Origin of the sequence: Streptomyces sp. NPDC059371, from assembly GCF_042751995.1 — a bacterium.
In the GTDB taxonomy this organism is placed as follows: domain Bacteria; phylum Actinomycetota; class Actinomycetes; order Streptomycetales; family Streptomycetaceae; genus Streptomyces.
Map to the genome: position 1 here is coordinate 21,015 of NZ_JBHYXD010000078.1, position 21,855 is coordinate 42,869.

18 protein-coding genes are annotated in these 21,855 nt (G+C 70.2%); 9 read left to right on the forward strand and 9 right to left on the reverse strand.

Annotation, left to right across the window (positions count from 1 at the left end; all coding sequences use genetic code 11):
• Positions 1-554: 554 nt before the first annotated feature.
• The gene (locus ACFXGX_RS31880) at positions 555-1,511 is read right to left on the reverse strand and encodes a hypothetical protein (protein ID WP_384798014.1); all 957 of its coding nucleotides are present in this window, start codon (positions 1,509-1,511) and stop codon (positions 555-557) included.
• Positions 1,512-1,957: 446 nt separating this feature from the next.
• Here ACFXGX_RS31880 and ACFXGX_RS31885 point away from each other — a divergent pair, with 446 nt between their 5' ends.
• The 8 genes from ACFXGX_RS31885 to ACFXGX_RS31920 all read left to right on the forward strand — a co-directional run bounded on the left by ACFXGX_RS31885 (position 1,958) and on the right by ACFXGX_RS31920 (position 9,460).
• Positions 1,958-2,113, forward strand: coding sequence for a hypothetical protein (locus ACFXGX_RS31885; RefSeq protein WP_369482498.1), 156 nt, complete (start codon positions 1,958-1,960; stop codon positions 2,111-2,113).
• Between the two features lie 393 nt (positions 2,114-2,506).
• Positions 2,507-3,034, forward strand: a complete 528-nt coding sequence (locus ACFXGX_RS31890; RefSeq protein ID WP_384798017.1) for a hypothetical protein — start codon at positions 2,507-2,509, stop codon at positions 3,032-3,034.
• Complete coding sequence (locus ACFXGX_RS31895; RefSeq protein WP_384798020.1) at positions 3,027-3,464, forward strand: hypothetical protein; 438 nt, start codon at positions 3,027-3,029, stop codon at positions 3,462-3,464. Before ACFXGX_RS31890 ends, ACFXGX_RS31895 begins: the two co-directional genes overlap by 8 nt.
• Positions 3,461-4,144: a peptidase inhibitor family I36 protein gene (locus ACFXGX_RS31900; RefSeq protein WP_384798023.1), complete on the forward strand. Its 684-nt coding sequence runs from the start codon at positions 3,461-3,463 to the stop codon at positions 4,142-4,144. Before ACFXGX_RS31895 ends, ACFXGX_RS31900 begins: the two co-directional genes overlap by 4 nt.
• A gap of 790 nt (positions 4,145-4,934) precedes the next feature.
• Positions 4,935-5,522, forward strand: a complete 588-nt coding sequence (locus ACFXGX_RS31905; protein ID WP_384798026.1) for an RNA polymerase sigma factor — start codon at positions 4,935-4,937, stop codon at positions 5,520-5,522.
• Positions 5,519-6,133 carry a hypothetical protein gene (locus ACFXGX_RS31910; protein ID WP_384798029.1) on the forward strand — a complete coding sequence of 205 codons (615 nt, stop codon included), beginning with the start codon at positions 5,519-5,521 and terminating at the stop codon, positions 6,131-6,133. The genes ACFXGX_RS31905 and ACFXGX_RS31910 overlap by 4 nt, the downstream gene beginning before the upstream one ends.
• A gap of 906 nt (positions 6,134-7,039) precedes the next feature.
• Positions 7,040-8,155 carry a WD40 repeat domain-containing protein gene (locus ACFXGX_RS31915; RefSeq protein ID WP_384798032.1) on the forward strand — a complete coding sequence of 372 codons (1,116 nt, stop codon included), beginning with the start codon at positions 7,040-7,042 and terminating at the stop codon, positions 8,153-8,155.
• Between the two features lie 183 nt (positions 8,156-8,338).
• A complete protein-coding gene (locus tag ACFXGX_RS31920) occupies positions 8,339-9,460 on the forward strand; it encodes a helix-turn-helix domain-containing protein (protein WP_384798035.1) in 1,122 nt (373 codons plus the stop codon).
• A 192-nt stretch (positions 9,461-9,652) separates the two neighbouring features.
• On the opposite strand, the gene ACFXGX_RS31925 is transcribed toward ACFXGX_RS31920, so the two are convergent.
• From ACFXGX_RS31925 to ACFXGX_RS31960, 8 genes are all read right to left on the reverse strand, one after another.
• A complete protein-coding gene (locus ACFXGX_RS31925; RefSeq protein WP_384798038.1) occupies positions 9,653-10,432 on the reverse strand; it encodes a D-Ala-D-Ala carboxypeptidase family metallohydrolase in 780 nt (259 codons plus the stop codon).
• A gap of 44 nt (positions 10,433-10,476) precedes the next feature.
• Positions 10,477-10,890: a hypothetical protein gene (locus ACFXGX_RS31930; RefSeq protein WP_384798041.1), complete on the reverse strand. Its 414-nt coding sequence runs from the start codon at positions 10,888-10,890 to the stop codon at positions 10,477-10,479.
• A gap of 32 nt (positions 10,891-10,922) precedes the next feature.
• Positions 10,923-11,318, reverse strand: coding sequence for a hypothetical protein (locus ACFXGX_RS31935; RefSeq protein ID WP_384798044.1), 396 nt, complete (start codon positions 11,316-11,318; stop codon positions 10,923-10,925).
• Positions 11,319-11,356: 38 nt separating this feature from the next.
• Positions 11,357-12,697, reverse strand: coding sequence for a GH25 family lysozyme (locus ACFXGX_RS31940; RefSeq protein WP_384798047.1), 1,341 nt, complete (start codon positions 12,695-12,697; stop codon positions 11,357-11,359).
• 206 nt (positions 12,698-12,903) lie between these two features.
• Entirely contained in the window at positions 12,904-13,140 is a 237-nt protein-coding gene (locus ACFXGX_RS31945; protein WP_384798050.1) for a hypothetical protein, read from the reverse strand.
• 411 nt (positions 13,141-13,551) lie between these two features.
• Positions 13,552-14,862, reverse strand: coding sequence for a hypothetical protein (locus ACFXGX_RS31950; RefSeq protein WP_384798053.1), 1,311 nt, complete (start codon positions 14,860-14,862; stop codon positions 13,552-13,554).
• A 144-nt stretch (positions 14,863-15,006) separates the two neighbouring features.
• Positions 15,007-16,485 carry a GAF domain-containing sensor histidine kinase gene (locus tag ACFXGX_RS31955; RefSeq protein WP_384798056.1) on the reverse strand — a complete coding sequence of 493 codons (1,479 nt, stop codon included), beginning with the start codon at positions 16,483-16,485 and terminating at the stop codon, positions 15,007-15,009.
• Positions 16,486-16,538: 53 nt separating this feature from the next.
• Positions 16,539-17,576 carry a rod shape-determining protein gene (locus ACFXGX_RS31960; protein ID WP_355765043.1) on the reverse strand — a complete coding sequence of 346 codons (1,038 nt, stop codon included), beginning with the start codon at positions 17,574-17,576 and terminating at the stop codon, positions 16,539-16,541.
• A 437-nt stretch (positions 17,577-18,013) separates the two neighbouring features.
• Here ACFXGX_RS31960 and ACFXGX_RS31965 point away from each other — a divergent pair, with 437 nt between their 5' ends.
• A complete protein-coding gene (locus ACFXGX_RS31965) occupies positions 18,014-21,649 on the forward strand; it encodes a S8 family serine peptidase (RefSeq protein ID WP_384798059.1) in 3,636 nt (1,211 codons plus the stop codon).
• Positions 21,650-21,855: the final 206 nt, after the last annotated feature.

The window sequence follows — 21,855 nt, forward strand, 5'->3', positions numbered from 1 at the left end:
GTGAATTCTCCTTCTGCGGAGTTGCGCTTTCGAACTGCGATAAACGAACGGTGCCGTCGGCGAAGGAGGGAGCGCGGCGGTCACACGGATCGAGCAGTTGCGTGGTCACCGGCCGCGTCGGCCTCAGGCGCGACTGCACACTGCGGCGGCAAGGTGACACACGAAACGTGACAAGACACAGCGCAGCATTCCCCCCATTGAAAGCGCGCGTTGGGAACCGGTGTTCGGTTCCGTGGTCACTCGGAATTTATCAGTGCGTGACGATAAGTGTCACCAACAATCTTCACAGCGGACTCATGTGCGACATGAGTCACACGACTTCCAGTCGGCCGAAAATTGTCGCCGGACATGGTTGCGGCGGGCATTGACGAGTTGGATCCGCGCGTTCACCGACTCGATCGTGTTCGTCGTACAGACGACGCGCCGGATCTGGGTGTCGAAGGCGGATCACCGGCCGGTACCGAGACCTCATTTTGCAGCGATCAGTTAGCCGCAAGTCCGGAAAACGATACCCGCACGGTCGTTACCTGTGGCTGCCAGGTGCGGGAAGCGGTTCAGCCGCCGGTGAAGTACGAAGGCGTGCGCACACTCATGGTGCCGGCGAGCTTACGGAGAACGGTGTCGCTCACTGGAGGGGTGCGGGCCTGGATGACTGCGACGGTGTTTTTGACCCGGGTGAAGTACTCGACGTAGTCGTACTTCGACCATCGCCACACTCCGGGAGCCACCGGGTTGCAGGCGGGTGACGGCACCGGGTAGACGCTGGTGAGCGCGGCACAGTGGGAGGGTGGGGTGAAACCCGGCTGCAGGGGGCCGACGGTCACCTGGATCTCTTGTCTGAGTTCGTCCATGGTGTCCGCGCCGCTCAGGCTGTCGGGTGAGATCCGGTAGTAGAAGGTGGCCTCGCCTTCGGCCGTCGATCGGTTGGTACCGACGCCGTTCAGGTGGTAGCCCGCGGGCAGTTGCGGCCCGAGCAGGGGGATATGTGCCCGGGCCAGTTCGCTGTCCTGCCCGCTTTGGACGTGCTGTGTGGTGGCGAGCGAATCGAGGGGCATCAGCAGGGCCAGGGCGAGGGCCACGACTGCTCGCGGCCACAGTGGCCTGTGGGGCTGGGTGATCCAGGCCGCGAGGGCGAACGCCGCCACGCACAAGGCGGGTTGGACATACTGAGCGCCGCCGGGAAACCACTGAAGAGTTTTGATGTTCCGGACCAGGTACCAGCCGATGCCGGTGCCGATCAGCGCGGTGAGCCAGGCCGGCCGGACTCTGAGGAGGCGCAGAGCCGGCCAGGCGAGGAGGAAGTTCAGAAAAGGCAAGACGTACAACCACAGGACGGCGAAGCCGAGACAGCCGTAGTCCGGCGCATTCCGGCAGGCACTGGAGTCCAGGACCAGCCACGTTGCGAGTGTGGAGACGGCCACCGAGGCGAGCCCGGCTCCAGCAGCCTGTGCCGCGCGCTTCACATACCGCGGCCGTTTCACGGCTGCCGGTTCGACCAGCGCAGTGCCCATCCCGTCTTCCCCCGATTCGCGCCAGAAGGTAGTGGATCAACCGCCGCCGTGGCGGCCGGCCACCTCATCATGCAAGACACGATAAGAGTTTCGAACGGAGACGCGACCGGACTCCCGGGAGCGGGGCTGGGATCCAAGGGGGCTACTTTCAGCCGATTTGATGCGAGGCGATGTCCGGGTGGCCCTTGCTCTTCACGGGGAATCCTCTGTGACTGCGGCAGGATCGTGATGTCGGCTGGCCGGTCGATGTATCGCTTTCGAGCCACAGGAGAGAGACGATCTGCCGATTTTCTCTTGCGTCTCAGGGTTATCGCCTGTCTACAGTTGTCTCGCTCGCCTCGAACGCGTCTGACCAACCGTTCGAAAAAAGGGGGGTATTGGCGCGGACATGGGGGAGCCGCTTGCCTCTTCGTGTGATTTCCCCTGTCCGAAAGGGAGGGGTGCTGATGGCTGACGAGATAGTGCTGCAGCCGCAGGAATTCGTCAACGCGTCTTATGGCAACCGCATCGGCATGACTGTCAAGGAGGACGGGGCGTCCGCCGACCCCTTCCAGCCGGACAGGTGCCGGGCCGCGCAACGGCTGGCTCGCCGCCAAGCCTGACCTCCGTACCCGGCCGACAAGCGAGGACCCGCGCTCCGGGCCTCCGGCCCCGCCGGGCTTCCCCAGGATCCTGTGGGGCCGACTGCGCCCGCTCCTGGCTTCGATCCTGCCGGGCCTGTTCCCGGAGCCCGCGGGCCGCGGCATGACGGAACCCGACCGGAATGCGCGGACCGTTCGGTCTGCGCGCAAGAGACCGGTGTGCCGGTCAACCGCCGGAAACGCGTAAAGCCCGGCTCCGGCTGCTCCGCCGGTGAATGAGGCGTCCTTCGTGCCACATCACCCCAAGACATCCGTCCCGGCCCGCGTCTTGGGCAAGCACCGCTGCTTGGACGGTCCAGGTCCCGGCGGCGGGGGCTTTTCGAACTTGCCTGTCCACCAACAAAGGAAGTGCTGATGCGTCACCTGCTCACGTCTGTCGGATCGATCGGCGCTGCCGTGGCCGCCTGCATGCTGCTGGCGGCCCCGGCATCCGCCACGGACCAGTTCTCCCGTTCCCAGTTCGATGTTGTCTTTCCCGGTCATAAACCCGCGACGACCTACTACGTGCAGAACACCGTCGGGCTGAAGGACGGGCTGATTTCGGGCAAGTCGACGGCGAGCTGGCAGATCATTGACGATCAAGCCATCGACCTGTCCAAGCGGTTCACCAGCTTCAAGATCACGACAACGCTGGAGGAGCGTCTGTCCAAAACGAGTGAGGACCACGTCGTCACGACCAAGACGTGCGATCTGACCCGACTCGTCAACGACAACTACACCTGGTTCCTCGACGAGCCGGTCAACAACTGCCTGGCCCCGTCCACGCTTTACGACGGTGAGGTGTGGTGGTCGGCGGACTCCGCCGTCGTCTACGACATCGAGGGCGACGACAAGGCCGCCATCACCAAGGACCTGCAAGGCTCACCTCTTGTCCATGGCTGACCCGTCGCATGCCGAGGCCAGGAAGAGAACCCTGCCCGCGTTCCTGCTGATCGCCGCCGTCCTGCTCTCGGGATGCAGCACAGAGACCTCACCGAAGAGCGATCCGGCGACTGCGGGCGGTCAGCCTACGGCCAGCACGTCTTTGGCCAGGAGCGACAGCGACCTGGCGGCACGCTACCGAAGCGCCGGCGGATACCGGGACGTGTACGGCCTCAAGTACGTGAAGAACCGGGCCGGTGTGCCGACCCTCACCGTGTGGACCCGTAAGAAGTCCGGCTACGGAAGCGAATTCGACGAATTCGACAAGACGTTGACGTCCTTCCTGACCGGAACAGGCGTCAACCTCCAGCAGGGCTACGTCCTCACTGTTTACGGCCCCGACGGCGCCATATTGCACCACTACGACACCACATCGGAGAACAATCCTTGATATCCAAATCCCTTGCTTCCGCGCTCCTCTGCACCGTCTCTGCAGGTGCCCTCCTCCTCGGCACCGGGCCGTTGGCGCACGCCGACGAACCCGTCCCGGAACCGTCGGTCACCACAACCCCGGCCTCGGGCGAAGAAGGGCCGACGGAACCGGTGAAGCCGGTGATCGCCGACTACCGGGGACAGAAGATCGACCTCTCCTCGTCATGGGAAGGCGCCAACATCTGCACCGAACTTCCCGACGGCGAAGTCCATTGCTACGACACGAACGAAGAATCCCTGGCAGATCCGGATCTGCCTGCGAAAGTCCGAGAGGACACCCTCAAGGCCTCGAAAACCCTGGCTGCTTCGGACCCTCGCGACAACTGCGCGTCCGACTACTGGTGCCTGTACCAGGACGCGAACTACAAGGGCAGGCGTCTGCAGTTCTCCAGCAGCGGCAAGAAGAATCTCGGTGACTACGGATTTCGGGACAAGCTCAGCTCGGTCTACTACTGGGTCGCCCGTTGGCCGCTCAACTACGGATTCGCGACCATCTGGGACTCACGTTCAGGGGTGCTGCACGACCGGCAGCGCGAACTCGAGCCTCCGCACGGCTGGGCGAACTTCAAGAACATGGACTACCCCGGTGGCGGCAACTGGAACGACAAGGTCGACGTATTCCAAGTCAAGCGTGCATGACAGGCACCGCAGACGTCCGCAAAGAGGTGACGCTTCCTGTGCGCAGGCACGCCACCGGGGATGACGTCCCAAGCCCCGTCGAACCGGAGCTGGTTGTAGGGCCGCGCCGAACCGGATGAGTTGATCGCGGTACGCGCAGCTGTATCCCGGACAGGGGCGAAGCGTGTGCGACCACAGCTCCCGCCGTGGTCGCCGAACTGCAACGATCCTGCCGTGACCTTCGTCGAATCCTGATCGAACGGTCTGTGGTCTTCTTGTGGCAGGGGAAGGCCATCGGCAGCCGTGAGCCTCACCCGTGCCGCCCTTGGACGCACTGACAGCTCGTCAGGACGGGGTGGCACGGGCGGCCCCGGCATCGACCCGGGCAAGGGCCGTACGGAGGGTGACCACCAGGATCCCCGAACAGATACCAGGCACCTCGCTACGGCGCGGGCAAAATCGTCCACCGCGAGAAGACCCTTATAGCCGTACAACGGCTGAAAGGGTAAATGAAAAGTTGAGATGTGAACAGAGGTTTTCCCCTACCTGCGGGGCAGGGGCCCGGCGCGTATCTCAAGAGCTAGGTCGTGGGTGGTGAGGTGGTGGGCGAACCTGGTGAACCCTTTCCCCTGGAGCAGGTGGCGATCGCGCGGGGGCGACTCGCGCGGAGTGTGTACTCACGACAGGCTCGTGCTCCGTATCACGCCTGCCGATACAGCCCGAGCCTGAATCCGCCAGGGGCTGTAAGAGATCCGGCCCGGCCGGACATCTCCCGGTTGACAGTCGTTGACGGGCGGAACACGGAGGTGCTGTGAGACGACGACGAACAACCGCCGGGGAGTTCGGTGACCCGGCCGGACACCGGGCCCTGGAGGCTCTCTATACGGCTCATGCCGATCGGGTCCTGGCGTATCTGCTGCACCGTACGGACCGGGAGACAGCACAGGACATCCTGTCGGAGACCTTCGTGCTGGCCTGGCGCAAATCCGGGTCCGTGCCCGACGATGCCCTGCCGTGGCTGCTCGCCTCGGCCCGACGGCTGCTCGCCAACCGCGTGCGGTCGGACCAGCGGCACCGTGCGCTGACCGTGCGCTTGGCGGTGATGGCCGACCGGACGGGGGCCACGGAGATCGGGGACGCGATAGGGACACGGGCCGAGGTGGCCGCTGCGCTGTCGGCGCTTTCCGAACAGGACCGGGAGGTACTCGTGCTGAGTGCCTGGTACGGACTGACCGCCAAGCAGGCGGCCGTGGTCCTGGGCTGTACGGCCACTGCCTTCGCTGTGCGCCTGCACCGGGCGCGCAAAAGGTTCAGGGCGGCGCTGCCCCGTTCAGACCGTGCACAGCCGGTCCATGGCGCTCTTGCCCAGGCCCACTTCACCCAAGGGGAGTCAGCATGAAGCAGACCGTCACCAAGCGCAGCCAGGCGTCCGACCTCGACGCCGTCCGCGCCCTGCGCCCCACCGGCGACGGCACCGACGGCTGGGCGGCGTCCGAGGACGGCCAGGCCGTCCTGCGGGAGGTCCTGCGACGTACCGGGCAGCCGCGTGGCACGGCCGGTTCCGGGAGGCGCCGGCACCTGTTCATGGTGGGTGCGGTCACGGCCGTCCTCCTGGGGGGCGCCACCACGGCTGCCGTAGCCACATTCGGGCCATGGGGCGAGGACGGGCGCAATGTCATGTGCGCTCGCACGCTGTCGCCCGAGGCGGACCTGAGCCAGTTGCCGCTCAAAGCCATGAAGGATTTCGATCCGCAGGACGCGGCGCGTTCCTGCGCGGCGGCCTGGGACCGGATGTGGAAGCGGCCCACACAGGGCACAGGGCCACAGACTCCCAAGCCGACCCGGTTCGCGGCCTGCTATTTCCCCGACGCCCAGCTCGACAGCGGCGAGTCCTCCGCCACCGACGGCCATGGGGAACTCGGCGGGCCGGTGATCTACCCGGCGGACGGCTACCCCACAAAGGAGGCAGCCTGCGCAGCCATCGGCTCCAGGCCCGTGGCAGGCGGTTGAGGCCAACGGTTTAAGCCAGTTGACGTTTAACGGCGATCCGGGGCGCTCCTGGTGGCGGAGCCCGCTAGCCATCGCTCGACCAGGTTCAGCCAGGATGAGCCGGCCGGCGTGAAGTGCAGGGGGAACCGGGGCGTACCAGACCCTTTGAGCCCGCCCCAACTTTGGACCTGCCCTCTGGTGCGTGTATTGAGTCGTGATGAATCGGTGGTCCGGGTGAGATCTCTGATGCAGAACATCGAGGCTCGTAGGTGGAGGCTGCTGAGGTAGCTGTCCGGGGTTTGATGCCCCTATGGACGTCAAGCAACGATGCTGGCGGTCTCTGTCTGGTCAGCGGGAGTAGTCGCGGGGATGACCTGCCCCACCTCTCAGGTTCCGGTTCTGGTGGCTAACTGGCGGCGTGGATGGTTCCTGGGGCGGCAAGCTCCACGTGAACGGGGCTGAGCTCTGCGTAGACGCCCGGCCTGCGGAAAGGCCACAGAGGCTCCGCCTCGGTTCAGGGGTGGAGCCTCTCTGCGTTGGAAGCGGAATCCGCTGCGGGCGAGTTCGACCGCTGAGTCCGACCTGCCGGGATCCTTCCCCAGGTACTGGAGTCCGTCCCCGCGGGGACGTGTTGGGGACGCGTTGGGGACGCAAGGACAGGAACTGACTGACAAAGGCTGCTGAGCATGAGCACGCTGCACGCGCTCTGAGCAGGAAAAACGTCAAGGACGAGCGTAGAAAAGCAAGGGCCGCCAAGATCTTCGAAGGACTCATAATCCGTCGGCCGTGGGTTCGAGTCCCACCCGCCCCACCACTCGCCATGCGAGGAGAGGCCGTCAGGCCCACGGCAGGCGTCGACGGCTGCCGGAGGCGCACGGAGTCCGTCCGACTCCTTCCCCGGGATTCCCCCGCGCGCGAGACTGCGGCATGGCATCAGCGGGACGACCGTCTCCACCCAATCCGCGCGGGCCGGTCATCGGCCTCACCAACCATCGCAGGGCCGTGAACACGGTGGCGTTCAGCGTGGACGGGCGGCTGCTGGCGTCCGGGAGCGACGACCGGGCCGTGATCCTCTGGGACTTCACCGACGCGGCTCGTCCGGCCCCTGTCGCCGAACTCACGGGCCATCGCAGGGCGGTGAACGCGGTGGCGTTCAGCCCGGACGGGCGGCTGCTGGCGTCCGGAGCGGGCGACTGGACCGTCATCCTCTGGGACGTCAGCGACCCGGCCCGGCCCGCCCGGTGGGCGACCCTCGACCATCCACGCCCCGGCCCGCTGATGCGTGACGGCCGGCGGCGAGGCGGTGTCCACGCCGTGGGGTTCGGTCCGGACGGGCGGTCACTCGTCTGCGGCGTCGACCGGACCGTGGTCCTCTGGGACATCGGCGACGCGGCGCGTCCGGTCCGGTGCGCCGTCGTCACTCACAACCGCCGCCTGTGGCGGTCGGGTCCCGTCGGAACGGTGATGTTCAGTCCGGACGGACGGCTTTTGGCCACGGGCTGCTCCGGCGAGAAGAACACCGGAGTCCTGTGGGACGTCGGTGAGCCGGAACGTCCGGTCCGGACCGCCGTCGTCCGGCCGCAGGCCCGTGACTGGCCGAAGGCGTTGACCTCGGGAGGAGCGCCCGCCGTCCATGCGGTGGGGTTCAGCCCGGACGGCCGGTTGCTGGTCACCGGAAGCGGGGATCTGGGCGTGGTCTCCGGCACGTACGGGTCGTGGCGGCAAGGAGCCGTCACGGTGTGGGACGTCGGCGACCCGGCGCACCCGGTGAGGACGGGCACGGGGACCGTCCCCCTGGCCCGCGGTGGGGACACGGCGCAGGTGTACGCGGTGGCGTTCCGCCCCGACGGGCGGTCGCTGGCCTCCGGGTGCGAGAACGCGACCGTCACCCTGTGGGACGTCACCGACCCCGCGCACCTGGCCGCGACCGCCACACTCGTCGGCCACCGCGGCGCCGTACGGGCTCTGGCCTTCCACCCGGACGGACGGCTGCTGGCCGGCTGCGGCGCCGGCAGGACGGTCACCGTGTGGGACACGAGGTGACGCGCTTTCCGCCACCTCGGCAGCCCCGCCCATGGAAGGTCCGTCGGTGACGAATGGTGACGGCCTTTCAAATGGCGTCATTTCAGAGGTCGTTGACGATCGCATTCCGGCACTCAAAGAGCGCGCACAGTTTCCGCGGTGTAGCTTCTACCCGTCAGTAGAGGCTTCAGCAAGGGTGGATACGTGGCTGACCCTTCGCAAATCGAGAAGTTCGCCGCCTGCCTTCGGATGCTGAAGGACCGCAGTGGCCGGGGCTACGACCGCCTCGGCAAGGAAGCGGGCGTCAGCGGCTCCAGTCTGCATCGCTACTGCTCCGGCCTCAGCGTGCCGGGCGACTACCGGGTCGTGCACTCCTTCGGCAAGGTGTGCGGGGCCAGTCCGGAGGAGCTCCGCGAACTCCACCGGCTGTGGGCGCTGGCGGACACCGACCGGAACGTACCGGCCGTGACGACCGCGACCGACCCGACCGTCGAGGGCGAACCGGAACCGAATCCGGAACGGGCGCCGGTGGAGGACGTTCCGGCCGCGTCCGCGGGGACGGAACCCGGACCGGGCGACGCCGTCCCGCCGGATCCCCTCCCCGCCGGGGCCGGGCAGCCGCGACGGCCCCGGCTGCCCGAGAAGCTGTCCTCGCGTTTCGCGGTCCTGGCCGGTGCGGTCGTGGTCGTGATGGGGCTGGTGGCCGGCTTCGTATGGATGCCCGCCGACGCCCCGCCGTCGTCCGAGGACGGGCTGCTGCACTCCTCCGCGTGCAAGTCGGTGAGCATGGGCCAGCACGACGAGTGCGTGCGGGAGGTCCAGACGCTGCTGGTGCGGGCCAAGGGAAGGCTCGCCGTCGACGGCGACTTCGGGCCCGAGACCCTGCGCAGACTCACCGCGTTCCAGGTGCTGGCGGGCATGCCGGCCAGCAGCGTGGTCGACGAGGGGACGAAGAAGGCCCTCTACGCGCGGAAGGTGAGCATGGCCACCTGGTCGTCGGACCGTGTGGCGAAGCGGATCCGTGAGGTGTTCGCCGAGGACCCCGGCACCGCCGTGGCCATCGCCCGCTGCGCCTCCTTCCTCGACCCGCTGTGGGTGCTGCCCAACACCAACGGCAGCCGCAACTGGGGCGTGTTCCAGATATCCGACGTCCGCCTGCGGGAGCTCGGAGGCACCCCGCGGCGGGCGTTCGACCCGGAGTGGAACATCCGGGCGGCCCACCGGTTGTGGAGCGTCCGGCACGACTTCCACGACTGGCCCTCCTGCGAGGCGGCGCTGAAGGACTCGAAGGACTCGAAGGGCGTGAAGGACACGGCGAAGAGCTGAGGCCGGAAAGGCCGCACCGGAACCGGAGAGGTGGAGCACGGAGGTCCCGGGTACTGCCCCGCGATACCCGGGACCTCCGCGTTCCGGATCACCGGGACCCGGAACCCCGGGCCGCCGACCTCGGAACTCCGGTTCGCCGGGACCTCCGTGCTCCCGATCACCGGGACCCCCGGCTCCGGGTCACCGGGAGCGTCAGACCGTGCCGCTCTCCCACCACCAGTCGCGGCCGAGGTCGGCCCGGCTGTCGACGTGCTGGTGGTCGACGGTGTACCGCTCCAGGCCGGAGAACCCGCAGGTCTCCGCCTTCTGGTAGACGGTCTTGGTGGCCACGCCGGGAACGTCGAGGTCGGCCGCGGTGCCGTACAGGTGCATGCTGTCGCTGGCCCCGCCGATGTCGGCGTTGTGCTCGATGCTGCGGAAGCCGGAGTTGACCGTGATCGGCTTGTCGCCGAGCTTCTTGCGCAGCGCCTCCAGCTTGTACATGCAGCGCCGGGCGTTCTCCTTCGCGGCCGCCGCGCTCACCTTGCCGCCGTTGAAGTTGCCGTTCGACTGGTCCACGAACTCACTCCAGTTGAAGTGGGTCGTGGAACCGTCCGACTGCTCCAGGGCGTTGAGCTTCGCCTGGGTGTTCGGACCGGCGACCCCGTCGTCGTCGAGGCCGTACGCCGCCTGGAACCGCTTGACCGCCGCGGCCGTGCCGGGACCGAAGTCGCCGTCCAGGCCGACCCGGGTGTGGCTCGCGCTGTCGGCCGCCCAGCCCGAGACCCGGATCTGCAGCTCCAGCACGTCGGCGCCGCTGTCGCCCTGCTTCAGGGTGCGCGACCACGAGTAGGCCTGCGCGGTACCGGAGAGCAGCAGCGGGCCGAACGCCAGGCCGGCACCGACGGCCAGCGTGCCGCGCAGCATGCTGCGGCGGTCGAGCGGGCGGCTGCCGACGGAGCGGCCGGCGGTGGAACGGAAGAGGAAGGTCATCGTCGTCCTTTCGGAACGGTGGTGCGAGAAGGAGCGGAAAGAGGTCAGTAGGCGAGCTGGAAGTCCACGTTCTGCGCGTCGGTGTCATAGGGGCCGACGCGCAGGACGAAGCGGGTGCCGTCCTTGACGTCGGTGGCGACGGTCGCCCACGGGGTGCCGTGGAGGGAGTACTTGTCGCCGTGGTTGCAATCGTCGGTGTGGTCGACGAACACCACACAGGCGTACAGGAAGCCCCCGTCGTCCGTGGTGAGCCGCATGTTGATGTCACCGCACCGCGAGGACGTGGTGAAGGGGCCGAACTCCCTGGGTCCCGCCTGGTAGCGGTAGTTCAGGGTCTTCGCGCCGCCGTAGCAGCTGGTCGCCGCGGCCGAGGAATGTGCGGCGGCGGGCGCGGCACCCGCTCCCAGCAGTGCGGCCACGGTGACGAGAGCCGAGGCGAGCGCCCTGGTCTTGGTCATGGTGGTCTCCGTTCGGTGAGGTGGGTGAGAGGTCAGAAGGCGATCTGGAAGGTGGCGGAACTGCCTTCCAGGTCGACGCCGTTGGGCACGGTGAACCTGGTTCCGTTCAGGACGTCGGTGGCGATGGTCGTCCAGCTCCGGCCGATCTTGGTCCAGTAGTTGCAGGCGCCGGCCCTCGCGAACTGCACGCAGGCCCAGCCGAACTCGGCGTCGCCGCCGGTCATCCGCATGTTGATGTCCGTGCAGCGGCTCGTGGTCACGTACGGGCCGAAGTCGCGCACCTCCCCGTAGTGCACCGTGACCGCTCCGCCGTAACAGCTCGTGGCGGCTGTGGCGGTTGCTGTGGCGGCCGAGGCGGGCGCCGGGACGGTGAGGCCCAGGGTGGCGAGCAGGGCGACGAGGGACGCGCGGGCGAACCGGGCGGTCATGGGGACGCTCCTCGGTACGGCGACGGTGGCGGCCGGGGTCACCGGTTGGCCAGCCGGTCGAGGTCGGCCTGGGTGCCGTTGAACACGTCCCCGGTCGCCGGCGCCCGGACGCCGGGGAAGATCGCGGCGTCGGTGTACTGCCACATCGACCAGGTCGTCGAGCCGTTCGGCACCGGCGGCTGGGTGATCGACTGGCGGTAGTCCGCGAGTTGCAGCGGATACCGGGCGAAGGCGGTGGTCGACCCCATGCAGTCGTCCAGGAAGGACTTCTGGGTGTAGATCATCGGGACCCGGCCGAAGGCGTTCTCCACCCGGTCGAGCCAGGCCTTGGCGTCGGCCACCGTGCCGTAGGTGGGACAGCGTCCGCTGCCGTCGTCCATGCGCTCCAGGTCGAAGATCGGCGGAAGGTCGCCCGCCCGCTTCCCCGTGTAGCCGGTCGCCCGCACGGCGGCGATGAACCGGTCGGCCTGCGCGGCACCCGTGTCGGCCGCCGTGCCCGTGTAGAAGTGGTACGGCGCCACGGCCAGCCCCGCCGTCCTGGCCCCTTCGAGGTCGGTGGCGAGGTATTCGTCGGTGACGTTCATGCCGCGGGTGGCCTTGACCGTCGCGAACTCGGCGCCCGAGGCCCGTACGGCCTTCCAGTCGATGGGCGCGCCGCCGGGGTGCTGGTACTTGGCCGTGTCCAGGCCGTCGATCGGGTGGCCGGCGGGGTGGGGCGGCGTGCAGTACGCGTTACGGCTGGACCAGTCCACCAGCTTCGCCCAGGTGTTGGGGCCCACGGTGCCGTCGGCGCCGAGGTTGGCGCAGTGCTGGAGCTCGATGACCCGGTCCTCGGTGCCGCCCCCGAAGTCGCCGTCGATGGTCAGCGGCGGATAGTGGAACGGCTCCATGGCCAGGTTCAGCCGGCACTGGACCTCCTTGACCTCCTCGCTCTTCGCGCCCTTCTTCAGGGTCGGGCGCGCGTCGGTGTGGCCGCACACGGTCGCCTGCGCCGTCCCCGCCGTGCCCTGGGTCGCGCAGGTGTGCGGCTGTGCGGCCCAGGAGTTCAGCGCCGCCCAGGTGTTCGGGCCGAGCACGCCGTCCGCGCTCAGCCCGGCGCACCGCTGGAACTCCTTGACCCGCGTCTCGGTCGCCGCTCCGTACGAGCCGTCCGCCGCGATCGGCGTGTACCTGCTCGGCTTCGTCGCCAGGCCGAGTTCGCACTGCGCCTCGACCGTCGCGTCCCCCGTGGATCCCTGCTTCAGCGTGGGCTGCTCGCTCGTGTGCCCGCAGACCGCGACCGCGGCGGCCGGCGCCGCCTGCACCGCCGCCGGCCCGCACAGGGGCAGGACCGCTGCCACGGCGAGGGTCAGACCCCGCAGTAGCGTCCTTGTTCCCATCTGGTGTTCCCCCTCTGATCAGTGGCCGGGAAACCTCCGGCCGCCGATCAGGCTGGCAGCGCCTGTCCCGCGGCGGATCCTCTTGATCCGGATCGGGACGACGGGACAGTCCCACCCACGTGACCTGCGGGAACGCGACACCTCTGGGACGGGCATGGGACATGGGCGGTGACGCCGGAGCCCGATCCGGCCCGCGGGAGGCACGGTCAGCCGTCCGCGGACCGCTTCCCGGCGAGGAAGCCCACCACCTCCCCGGGCACGATGTGCCCGGCCTCCGGTTCCTCCCACTGGACGGGATGGATGCCGTGGTCCGCGAGACTCCGTACGAACCGCTCGGGCAGCCTGTCGCCCTCGACCAGGTGGAGATCGAGGACTGCCTTCCGCGCCGAAGGCTCCAGTGCTTCCCACCACTGCGTGAGGCGCGCGCTGTGTGTGCTGTTCATGAGCCCAGGTGAACACGGACGATCAGCCGCGAACAACCGAAAGCGCCGTTTGCGTGTCCGGCCCGGCCGGGGCAGGGGGTCACCGCGGCGGAGCCGTGACGGAACATGCTGCTCGGAGGGTAGGAGGGGCGCATCCGTGGGCACCATGCGTCTATGCGCGTCGACGAGGACGCCGGTCTCATCAGTCATGAGGAGGGGTCATGAACCGTCAGATCCGGATTCGCGTCAACCGTCGGCCCGCCGCTCCGCGCGAGATGCCGATCGACCGCAGGACGCCGTCGGGCCGACTGCTGCCGTACTGACGCACGCGCCCCGACTCACCCGCACCGACGCGTCCGCCGGTGCGAAAGCAACGCCCCGCCGGGTGGATTCCCGGCGGGCCGTGTCCTGTCCGGACGGTGTGTCCGGTCGTCAGTCCCGGGCCGCGCGGCGGCGGCGTACGACGAGGATCGCGCCCGCACCGGCGGCGAGGGCCGCGGCGGCCGCGCCCGCGAGGGGGAGGGCGGAACCGGAGCCGGTGCTCGCGAGGTCGCCGCCGGTGGCCGAGGAGCCGGAGGACCCGGTCGCCGCCGAGCCACCCGTGGAGCCCGAGCCGCCGGTGGAGCCCGAGCCGCCGGTGGAGGCGCCGCCGGAACCGCCCGTGGTGGACGTGGAACCGGAACCGCCGGTCGAGCCGCTGCCGCCCGTGGAGCCGGAGCCGCCCGTCGAGCCGCCGGCACCGTCGACGTCGACCACGATCGCGGCCGAGTCGTTCTTCTTGTTCCTGTCGTACGGGCGCTTGTCGGCGTCGAGCGTCACCGAACCCCTGGCCCCGGCCACGGCCTTGTCGATCCGCAGCTTGAACGGGTAGGTGGCGACGGTGTTCTCGTCGATCCAGGCGTTGCCGAAGCCGCAGCGGTAGCTGCCGGCGGCCACCTTCGAGCAGGCGCCGGACGCCTTGGTCACCGTCGTACCGGCGGGCATCCTGATCAGGACGTGGGTCACCGGGGCGCCCAGATCTCCGAGCACCCAGGCCGGACCCGCGTTGGTGAACTTCGCCGTCATGTCGACCGTGTCGCCTACGCGGCCCTTCAGTTCGGCGCCCGTCACCTGGAAGTCGGCCGTGTTCTCCGCGGTGACCGGCACGGTGACCCCGTCCCAGTCCGGGTGCGCCGGATCGCCGTCGCCCACCGGGGTGTCCGAGGGCAGCTCGGTCAGCTTCACCGCGGGTCCGGTGCCCCGGACGGTCTCCTTGGTCCCGTCTTCGGGACCGGAGTCGTACGTGGCCACCGACACGCGGAGGGTGTCGTACAGCGCGTGGTCGAGGACGTTCAGCGACAGCGCCTTCTCCGGCGCGTAGACGGCACCGGCCTTCACCGTCTGGTCGAACTCGCAGACCGCGTCCGAGTGGCTCGGGGCCTCGTCGAAGGCGACGACCTCGTAGCGCACGCAGTTGGACGGCAGTTCCTGGTGGGCCAGCCCGCGGGTGACGGAGTAGGACAGGTAGACCTTGTCGAGATCCGTGGCGCCCTTGTTCGCGAAGGTGCCGGGCAGCTGGAAACTGCCGCCGGGCTTCACCCCGTCGATCGAGGTCAGCGGAGCCAGCGCCAGACCGGTGGGGGAGCCGTCGGCGGAGGCGGGCGCGGCGGCCAGCGTCATCAGGCCGAAGACGCCGATCGCGGCGGCGGTGACCGTGGCCGTGGTCCTGCGCGGCGGGCGGCGGTCGAATGCGGTCCGGAGCATGGGGGGATCCCTCGGAGTGAATCGGCGGATACGTACGGACGAACGACAGGGGAACGGTGATTCCCGGACGTCAGACGTCTCCCCCAGCAGGAGGGTTGTACGCCCCGGACGGAAATCGAGGCCCGCCCTCCACGGCCCTGGCTGTCACAGGGGTGACTGCCAGGTGACGTCCGGGTCCGCCGAGGCGCCGTTCGGGGTGCCGTCGTCGTGGACGGTCAGGCGGACGCCGGGGCGGCCGTCCGGCAGGGTCACCGTCACATCGACGGCGACCTCGATCCGCGACACCCCGGACCGTCGCGAGGCGCCGGCCAGGGCGCGCCGCAGCACGGAGAGCAGCCGGCCCGCCACCGGGTCCGTGATCCTGTTCTCCACCGGGCCCGTGAACCGGGTGGACGGCTGGACGCCGAGGACCGCCGCCGCGCCGGCCGTCTCGCGCAGGACCTTGCCGCGGAACGTGGTGGGGGCGTCGGCCGGCGGCTGCTGCAGCGCGAAGATGGCGGTGCGTACCTCCTGGACCGTGGCCTCGAGTTCGTCGACCGCCCGGCCGAGGGTCGCCGACACCTCCTCCGCCTGCCCGTCGCCGCCCTCGTTCGCGGCGTTCCTGCGCTGGGTCGACTCCAGCATCATGCCGGTCGCGAAGAGGCGCTGTACGACGAGATCGTGCAGGTCACGGGCGATACGGTCCCGGTCCTCGTAGACCGCGAGGAGTTCACGGCTGTGCCGGGCGTCGGCGAGGACCAGGGCGAGCGCGACCTGCGAGGCGAACTGGGTGGCCAGCAGACGTTCGACCTCGGTGTACGGGCGGTCGCCCCGCCCGCGCGGCAGCGCCAGCGTGCCGATGAGCCGGCCCTCGGTCTGGAGGGGCAGCATCATGCTCGGCCCGAACCGGGACCGTACGGGCGTCGTCATCCGCGGGTCGGTCGCCGAGTCCTCGATGAACACCGGCTCCCCGCCGAGGAGTTGTTCGAGGACGGGACTGCCGGGCGCGATGGTGGTGCCCACGATGCCGGCGGGGTCCCCGGGGGTGGAGACGACCACGATCTCCATGCCGCCCTCGGCCGTGGGCTTGAGGATGATCCCCGCCGAGGCTCCCGCGAGGACCCTGGCGTGTTCGGCGACCGTGGTCAGCGCGTCGGCCGCCGTCCCGCCGCTGAGCAGGGTGGTGGTGACGGCGGCGGCGCCCTCGATCCAGCGCTCCCGCTGCCGGGCCGTCTCGTACAGCCGGGCGTTGGCGATCGCGATACCGGCCTGCGCGGCGAGCAGACGCACCACCTGCTCGTCCTCGCGGGTCACGGGCCCGGTGGACTTGTCCGCGAGACAGAGGTTGCCGAACACCTCGTCGTCGACCCGGATGGGAACGTCCAGACAGATGTCGACTTCACGCGGCTCACGCCGACCGGGGGAGGGGGACTCCTCGGACGGGGGGCCCGTCTCCGGGAAACGCGGACTCGCCGTGCGGATCCGTACCAGCCCGTCCCGCGCCGGGTCCCGCATCCCCAGCACCGCGTACCGGGCCCCGGTCAGTTCGGCGGCGGCGTCCACGATCCGCTGGAGGGTCGCGCGCAGTTCGAGTTCGGTGCCGACGCTGAGGACCGCCTCCAGCAGGGGCGGGAGTCCGGGCACGGGGTCGGTCGTACGATGCCCCTCGGACACCGGTTCGCCGGTTCGCCCGTGCGTCAGTTGGCCAGGGGGTTCAGGATCATCGGCTCGATCTTGCCCTCCAGCATGTAGCCGAGGCCCTGGACGGCACAGAGTTCGGGCCGCTCGGCGATGTGGACGGGCACACCGGTCGCCTGCCGGAGCATCTGGTCGAGCCCGGGGAGCAGCGCGCTGCCGCCGACCATCATGATCCCGCGGTCGGCGACGTCCGCCACCAGATCGGGCGGGCAGGACCGCAGCACCTTTCCGATGCCGTCCAGTACGGCGGTCAGCGGCGTCTCGATCGCCATGCGGACGGCGGCGGTGTCGACCTTCACGGAACGCGCCAGCCCGGTCGCCACGTCCCGCCCGTGGATCTCGGTCAGGGCCGGCCCGTGCGGGGTCAGCCCGTTCCCGGAGAGGGCGAGCTGCAGGGGCCGCACGGCCTGACTCGGCAGCATCAGCTCGTGCTGGTGGCGCAGGTGCTGCACGATCGCGTGGTCGACGGCCTCACCGCCGACCGGGATGCGCTCGGCGGTGACGATCGAGCCCAGCGACAGCACGGCGAGCTGGGTCGCGGCGGCCCCGCACACCATGATCATGGTGGCCTCCGGACGCTCGACGGGCAGTCCGCAGCCGACCGCCGCCGCGATGAGGGTGTCGACGAGCTCGACCCGCCGCGCCCCGAGCCCGACCAGCGTCTCGATCGTGGCGCGCTGGGCCAGCGGGCCCGCGTCGTGCGGGGTGCAGGCCGCGGCCCGCAGCCGGGGCTTGCGGCGCAGGGTGCGCCGGACCTTGTCCCCCAGAAGCTGGCGCAGCATCCGCTGGGCCATGTCGATGTCGACGACGGTGCCGCCGGACACCGGGCGCACCACCCGGATGTACTCGGGGGTGCGGCCCGTCATCCGCTCCGCGAACTCCCCGACCGCGATCAGCGCGCCCGTCTTCGTGTTGATCGCCGCGACGCTCGGCTGATCGACGACCAGGCCCGCGCCCCGCACCCAGACACGGGTCCGCGCCGCGCCCAGGTCGACGGCGAAGTGACAGCGGCGAAGCTGCTCCAGACTGGCGGTCATGGCAGGTCCTCCCGAGAGCGCAGACCGTGGGGCTCCGCCGGGCGGCGGTCCTTAACACGCATCCTGCGTGCGCGGCCCGGTCCGCGCCCCTTTTGGACCGCCGGGCGAGGTGCCGCCGGACGGGTGGTCCGAGGGAGCCGTGACGCGCTCCGAGCCGCCCGCCGGGCTCGGACCCACGGAGCCGGGCCCCGGGCCTCCGTCGTCGAGCGCCCGGAGCGCCGGGCCGTCAGCCGACGCAACGGCCTTGCCGTTCAAGCCACTTGAAGCTGTCCCGGTTTCTGCGGCTCCTACCGGCATGTCCTGGCGGGAAGCCGCCAGGGCGCCTTCCCGCCAGGCTCCGTCAACGCCACGGCAACACAAGCCCCCCGACACTCTTCGCAAGTACCGGGCGCCACCCCCTGCCCGGTGCGCGTACGGCCGACGAAGAGAGGCCATGAATGACCAGAGGACCACTGATACGACCGGCGGCGCTGCTGTCGGCCGGGCTCGTGTTCGCGCTGCTGCCCACGGGCCGGGCCGGCGCACTGGCCGCGGCCGGCACCGCGGACACCACCGCCGCCCCGGCCGCGACGAAAGCCGCCCGCACCGCGCACACCGTCACCCTCGTGACCGGGGACAAGGTCACCGTCGCCGACGTCGGCGACGGGAAGAAGACCGTCTCCGTCGTACGTCCCCGAGGGGCCACCGGGGCCGTGCGCACCCAGGTCGCGAACGCCACCGTCACCGTCGTACCGGACGAGGCGCTGCCGTATCTGCAGGCCGGCACCCTCGACCGGCGGCTGTTCGACGTCAGCGAGCTGATACGGCAGGGGCTCACCGACGGGCAGACCGGTGAGCTGCCGCTGATCGTGACGTACGACCCGAAGGCACGCACCACGGTCCCGGGCGGAGCCGAGCGGACGCGATCCCTGCCGAGCATCCGCGGCGCGGCCGTCGACGCGGACAAGGGCCGGACCTTCTGGAAGGCGATGACCCGGCAGGCCGGGATCGGCAAGGTCTGGCTCGACGGACGCGTCAAGGCCGACATGGCCGAGAGCAACGCGCAGATCGGCACCCCGAAGGCATGGGAGGCCGGGCTCACCGGCAAGGGCGTGACCGTCGCCGTCCTCGACACCGGCGTCGACACGAGCCACCCCGACCTCGCCGGCCGGGTCGCGCAGACCAAGAGCTTCATCGACGGGGAGGAGGTCGCCGACCGCAACGGGCACGGCACGCACGTCACCTCCACCGTCGGCGGCAGCGGCGCCGCCTCCGACGGCCAGGAGAAGGGCGTCGCCCCCGAGGCCACGCTCGCCGTCGGCAAGGTGCTCAGCGACCAGGGCTCGGGCAGCGAGTCGCAGATCATCGCCGGCATGGAGTGGGCCGCGCGCGACGTGCACGCCAAGGTCATCTCGATGAGCCTCGGTTCGACCGAGCCGAGCGACGGCACCGACCCCATGGCCGCGGCCGTCGACACCCTCTCGAAGGAGACCGGCGCCCTCTTCGTCATCGCCGCGGGCAACACCGGCGCCCCCTCCTCCATCGGCTCGCCCGGCGCCGCCGACTCCGCCCTGACCATCGGCGCGGTCGACTCCGCCGACGAGGCCGCCTACTTCACCAGCGCCGGACCCCGCTACGGCGACAACGCGCTCAAGCCCGACCTCTCCGCGCCGGGCGTCGACATCCTCGCCGCCCGCTCCCAGCTCGTGAGCGGCAGCGGCTACTACACCTCCATGAGCGGTACGTCGATGGCGACCCCGCACGTCGCCGGCGTGGCCGCGCTGCTCGCCCAGGAACACCCCGACTGGACCGGCGCCCGGCTCAAGGACGCGCTGATGTCCACCTCCGAGGAACTCGACGCCTCCGCCTACCGGTTGGGCACCGGCCGGGTGAGCGTCCCGGACGCCGTCGAAGCGAAGGTCACCGCCACGGGCAGCGCCGACCTCGGCTTCGTCGGCTGGCCCTACGAGGACGACAAGCCCGTCACCAAGACGATCACCTACTCCAACTCCTCCGACGCGGCGGTGAAGTTGACGCTCGCCGCGGAGGGGGCCGGCGAGGGTGTCGCCACCCTCGCCGACACCACGCTCACGGTGCCCGCGCACGGCACCGCCTCCACCACGCTCACCGGCGACGGCCGGAAGGCGCCCGTGGGCCAGACCTCGGGGCGGATCGTGGCGTCGGTGGACGGCACCCCCGTCGCGCACACCGCCTTCGGGCTGGTCAAGGAGGAGGAGCGGTACACGCTCACCGTCCATGTGAAGGACCGGGACGGCGGCCCGAGCGCGGCCTACCTCGTCGTGCAGCAGCTCGCGAAGGATGTCGACGCGTACTCCACGGCCGTCGACGACTCGGGCACGCTGAAGCTGAGGCTGCGCCCCGGCACGTACAGCCTCACCTCGTTCCTCGACGTGCGCGGCAGCCACGGCGCCGACTCCCTCGGCCTCGGATTCCTCGCCGCACCCCAGATCGCTCTCGACCGGGACCGCGAAGTCACCCTGGACGGAAGGGCGTTGCGGGAGATCAGCGCCAAGGTCGGCCGGCGCACCGAGACCCGGCAACTGATCATGGAGTACGACCGCGCCGGCGGCGGCTCCGACCTGTTCGACGCGGTCCAGCTGCCCATCAAGTACGACAGCGTCTTCGCCGCCCCGACCAAGAAGGTCACCGAGGGCACCTTCGACTACCGGACCGTGTGGCGGCTGGGGAAGCCGCTCCTCGAGGTCGCGGGCGTCAAGGAGACGGTCGTCCAGCCGGGAACCACGCTGACCGAGGGCCGCACCAGGCTGCCGCTGGTCGACGTCGGAAGCGGACCGTTCACCGGCGTGAGCGGCAAGGCCGTGCTCGCGAGACTCACCGACGGCGTCTCGCCGGCCGCGCTCGCTCAGGCGGCCCAGGACGCGGGCGCCAAGGCCCTGTTCGTCACCGACGACTCGCCGGGACGCCTCAACGCCTGGTTCGGCACGGACGCCTACGAGGACCGGCCGCTGCAGGTCGCCACGGTCGACGCGGCGGACGCGGCACGGCTGCGCGCGAAGCGGACCGTCGACATGACCGGCACCCGCAACTCGCCGTACGTGTACGACCTTTCGCGCGGCTACACGGGAGCCGTCCCGGACCGGAGCCTCGCCTACGAGCCCGGCAGCGGTGAACTGGCCGTGCTGGAAACGAAGTTCTACGCGGTGAAACCGGTCTCGGGCAGCGAGTACCGCTACTCGATCGTCGACCCCTTCCCCATCGGACTCGGCTTCCAGGAGCGGATCGACTACCCGGCCGAGCGCACCGACTACGTCTCCACCGGCACCGGACAGACCTGGTCGGAGTCCGTGAACGTCGGGGCGGGCGCGCTGGAGGAGCGCAGCGGCCTGGTCGCCTACCGGGGCGGCACCCACCGGACCCTGAACTGGTTCAAGCCCGTCTGGCACCCCTGGCTCGGCACCGGACTCGGCTGGGGCCAGCAGCGCGCGGGCAACGTCATCCAGTTCAACACGCCCGGCTGGGGCGACTCCGGGCCCGACCACACCGGCTTCGGCGACGTGTGGAGCGACGACACCGGGATGACGCAGTTCACCGAGGTCTACCAGGACGGTGCCCTGCTCGCCCGGCGGCAGAGCTCCGCGGGATACGTCTGGGACGCGCCCGCCGACGAGCACACCTACAAGGTCGTCACGGACACGACCCTCGCCCCCGAGCGCTGGAAGCTCTCCACCAAGGGTCACACCGAGTGGACCGTCCGCTCGGCGGCCACCCCCGACGACCGCTGGACCTTCCTCCCGCTCGTCAACCTCGGCTACGACGTCGACACCGACCTCGCGGGCGATGTGCGCGGCGGCCGGGTGCCGGTGAGCATCCACGCCGAGTACGTGAAGGGCGCGCCGGACACCGGCACCCTCGGCGGCGGAAAGCTGGAGGTGTCCTACGACGACGGGGCCACCTGGAAGACCGTCCCGCTGAGCGGCGGCGGCACGGCCCGCTGGAAGGGCACGCTGAACGTTCCGCGCGGCGCCGCGTACGTGTCGCTGCGGGCCTCCGCCCACGACGACCGGGGCGGCTCGGTCCGCCAGGAGATCATCCGGGCGGTGGGTGTCCGGTGACCGGTCGCCGGGTGGCGGGCCGCCCCGGGGGGGGGCCCCGCGCCCCGGGGGGGTCCGCCCGGGCCCCCCCCGCGGGGGGGGCCGGGGGGCGGGTCCGGCGCGCGCCACACCCCCGGCGAGTTGTGGGCGGGGGGGGCCCCGGGAGGGCCGCCGAGCAGGGCGAGGACCTGCGCGTCGGCGTCGGTGAGCACCTGCCCGGGCCGATG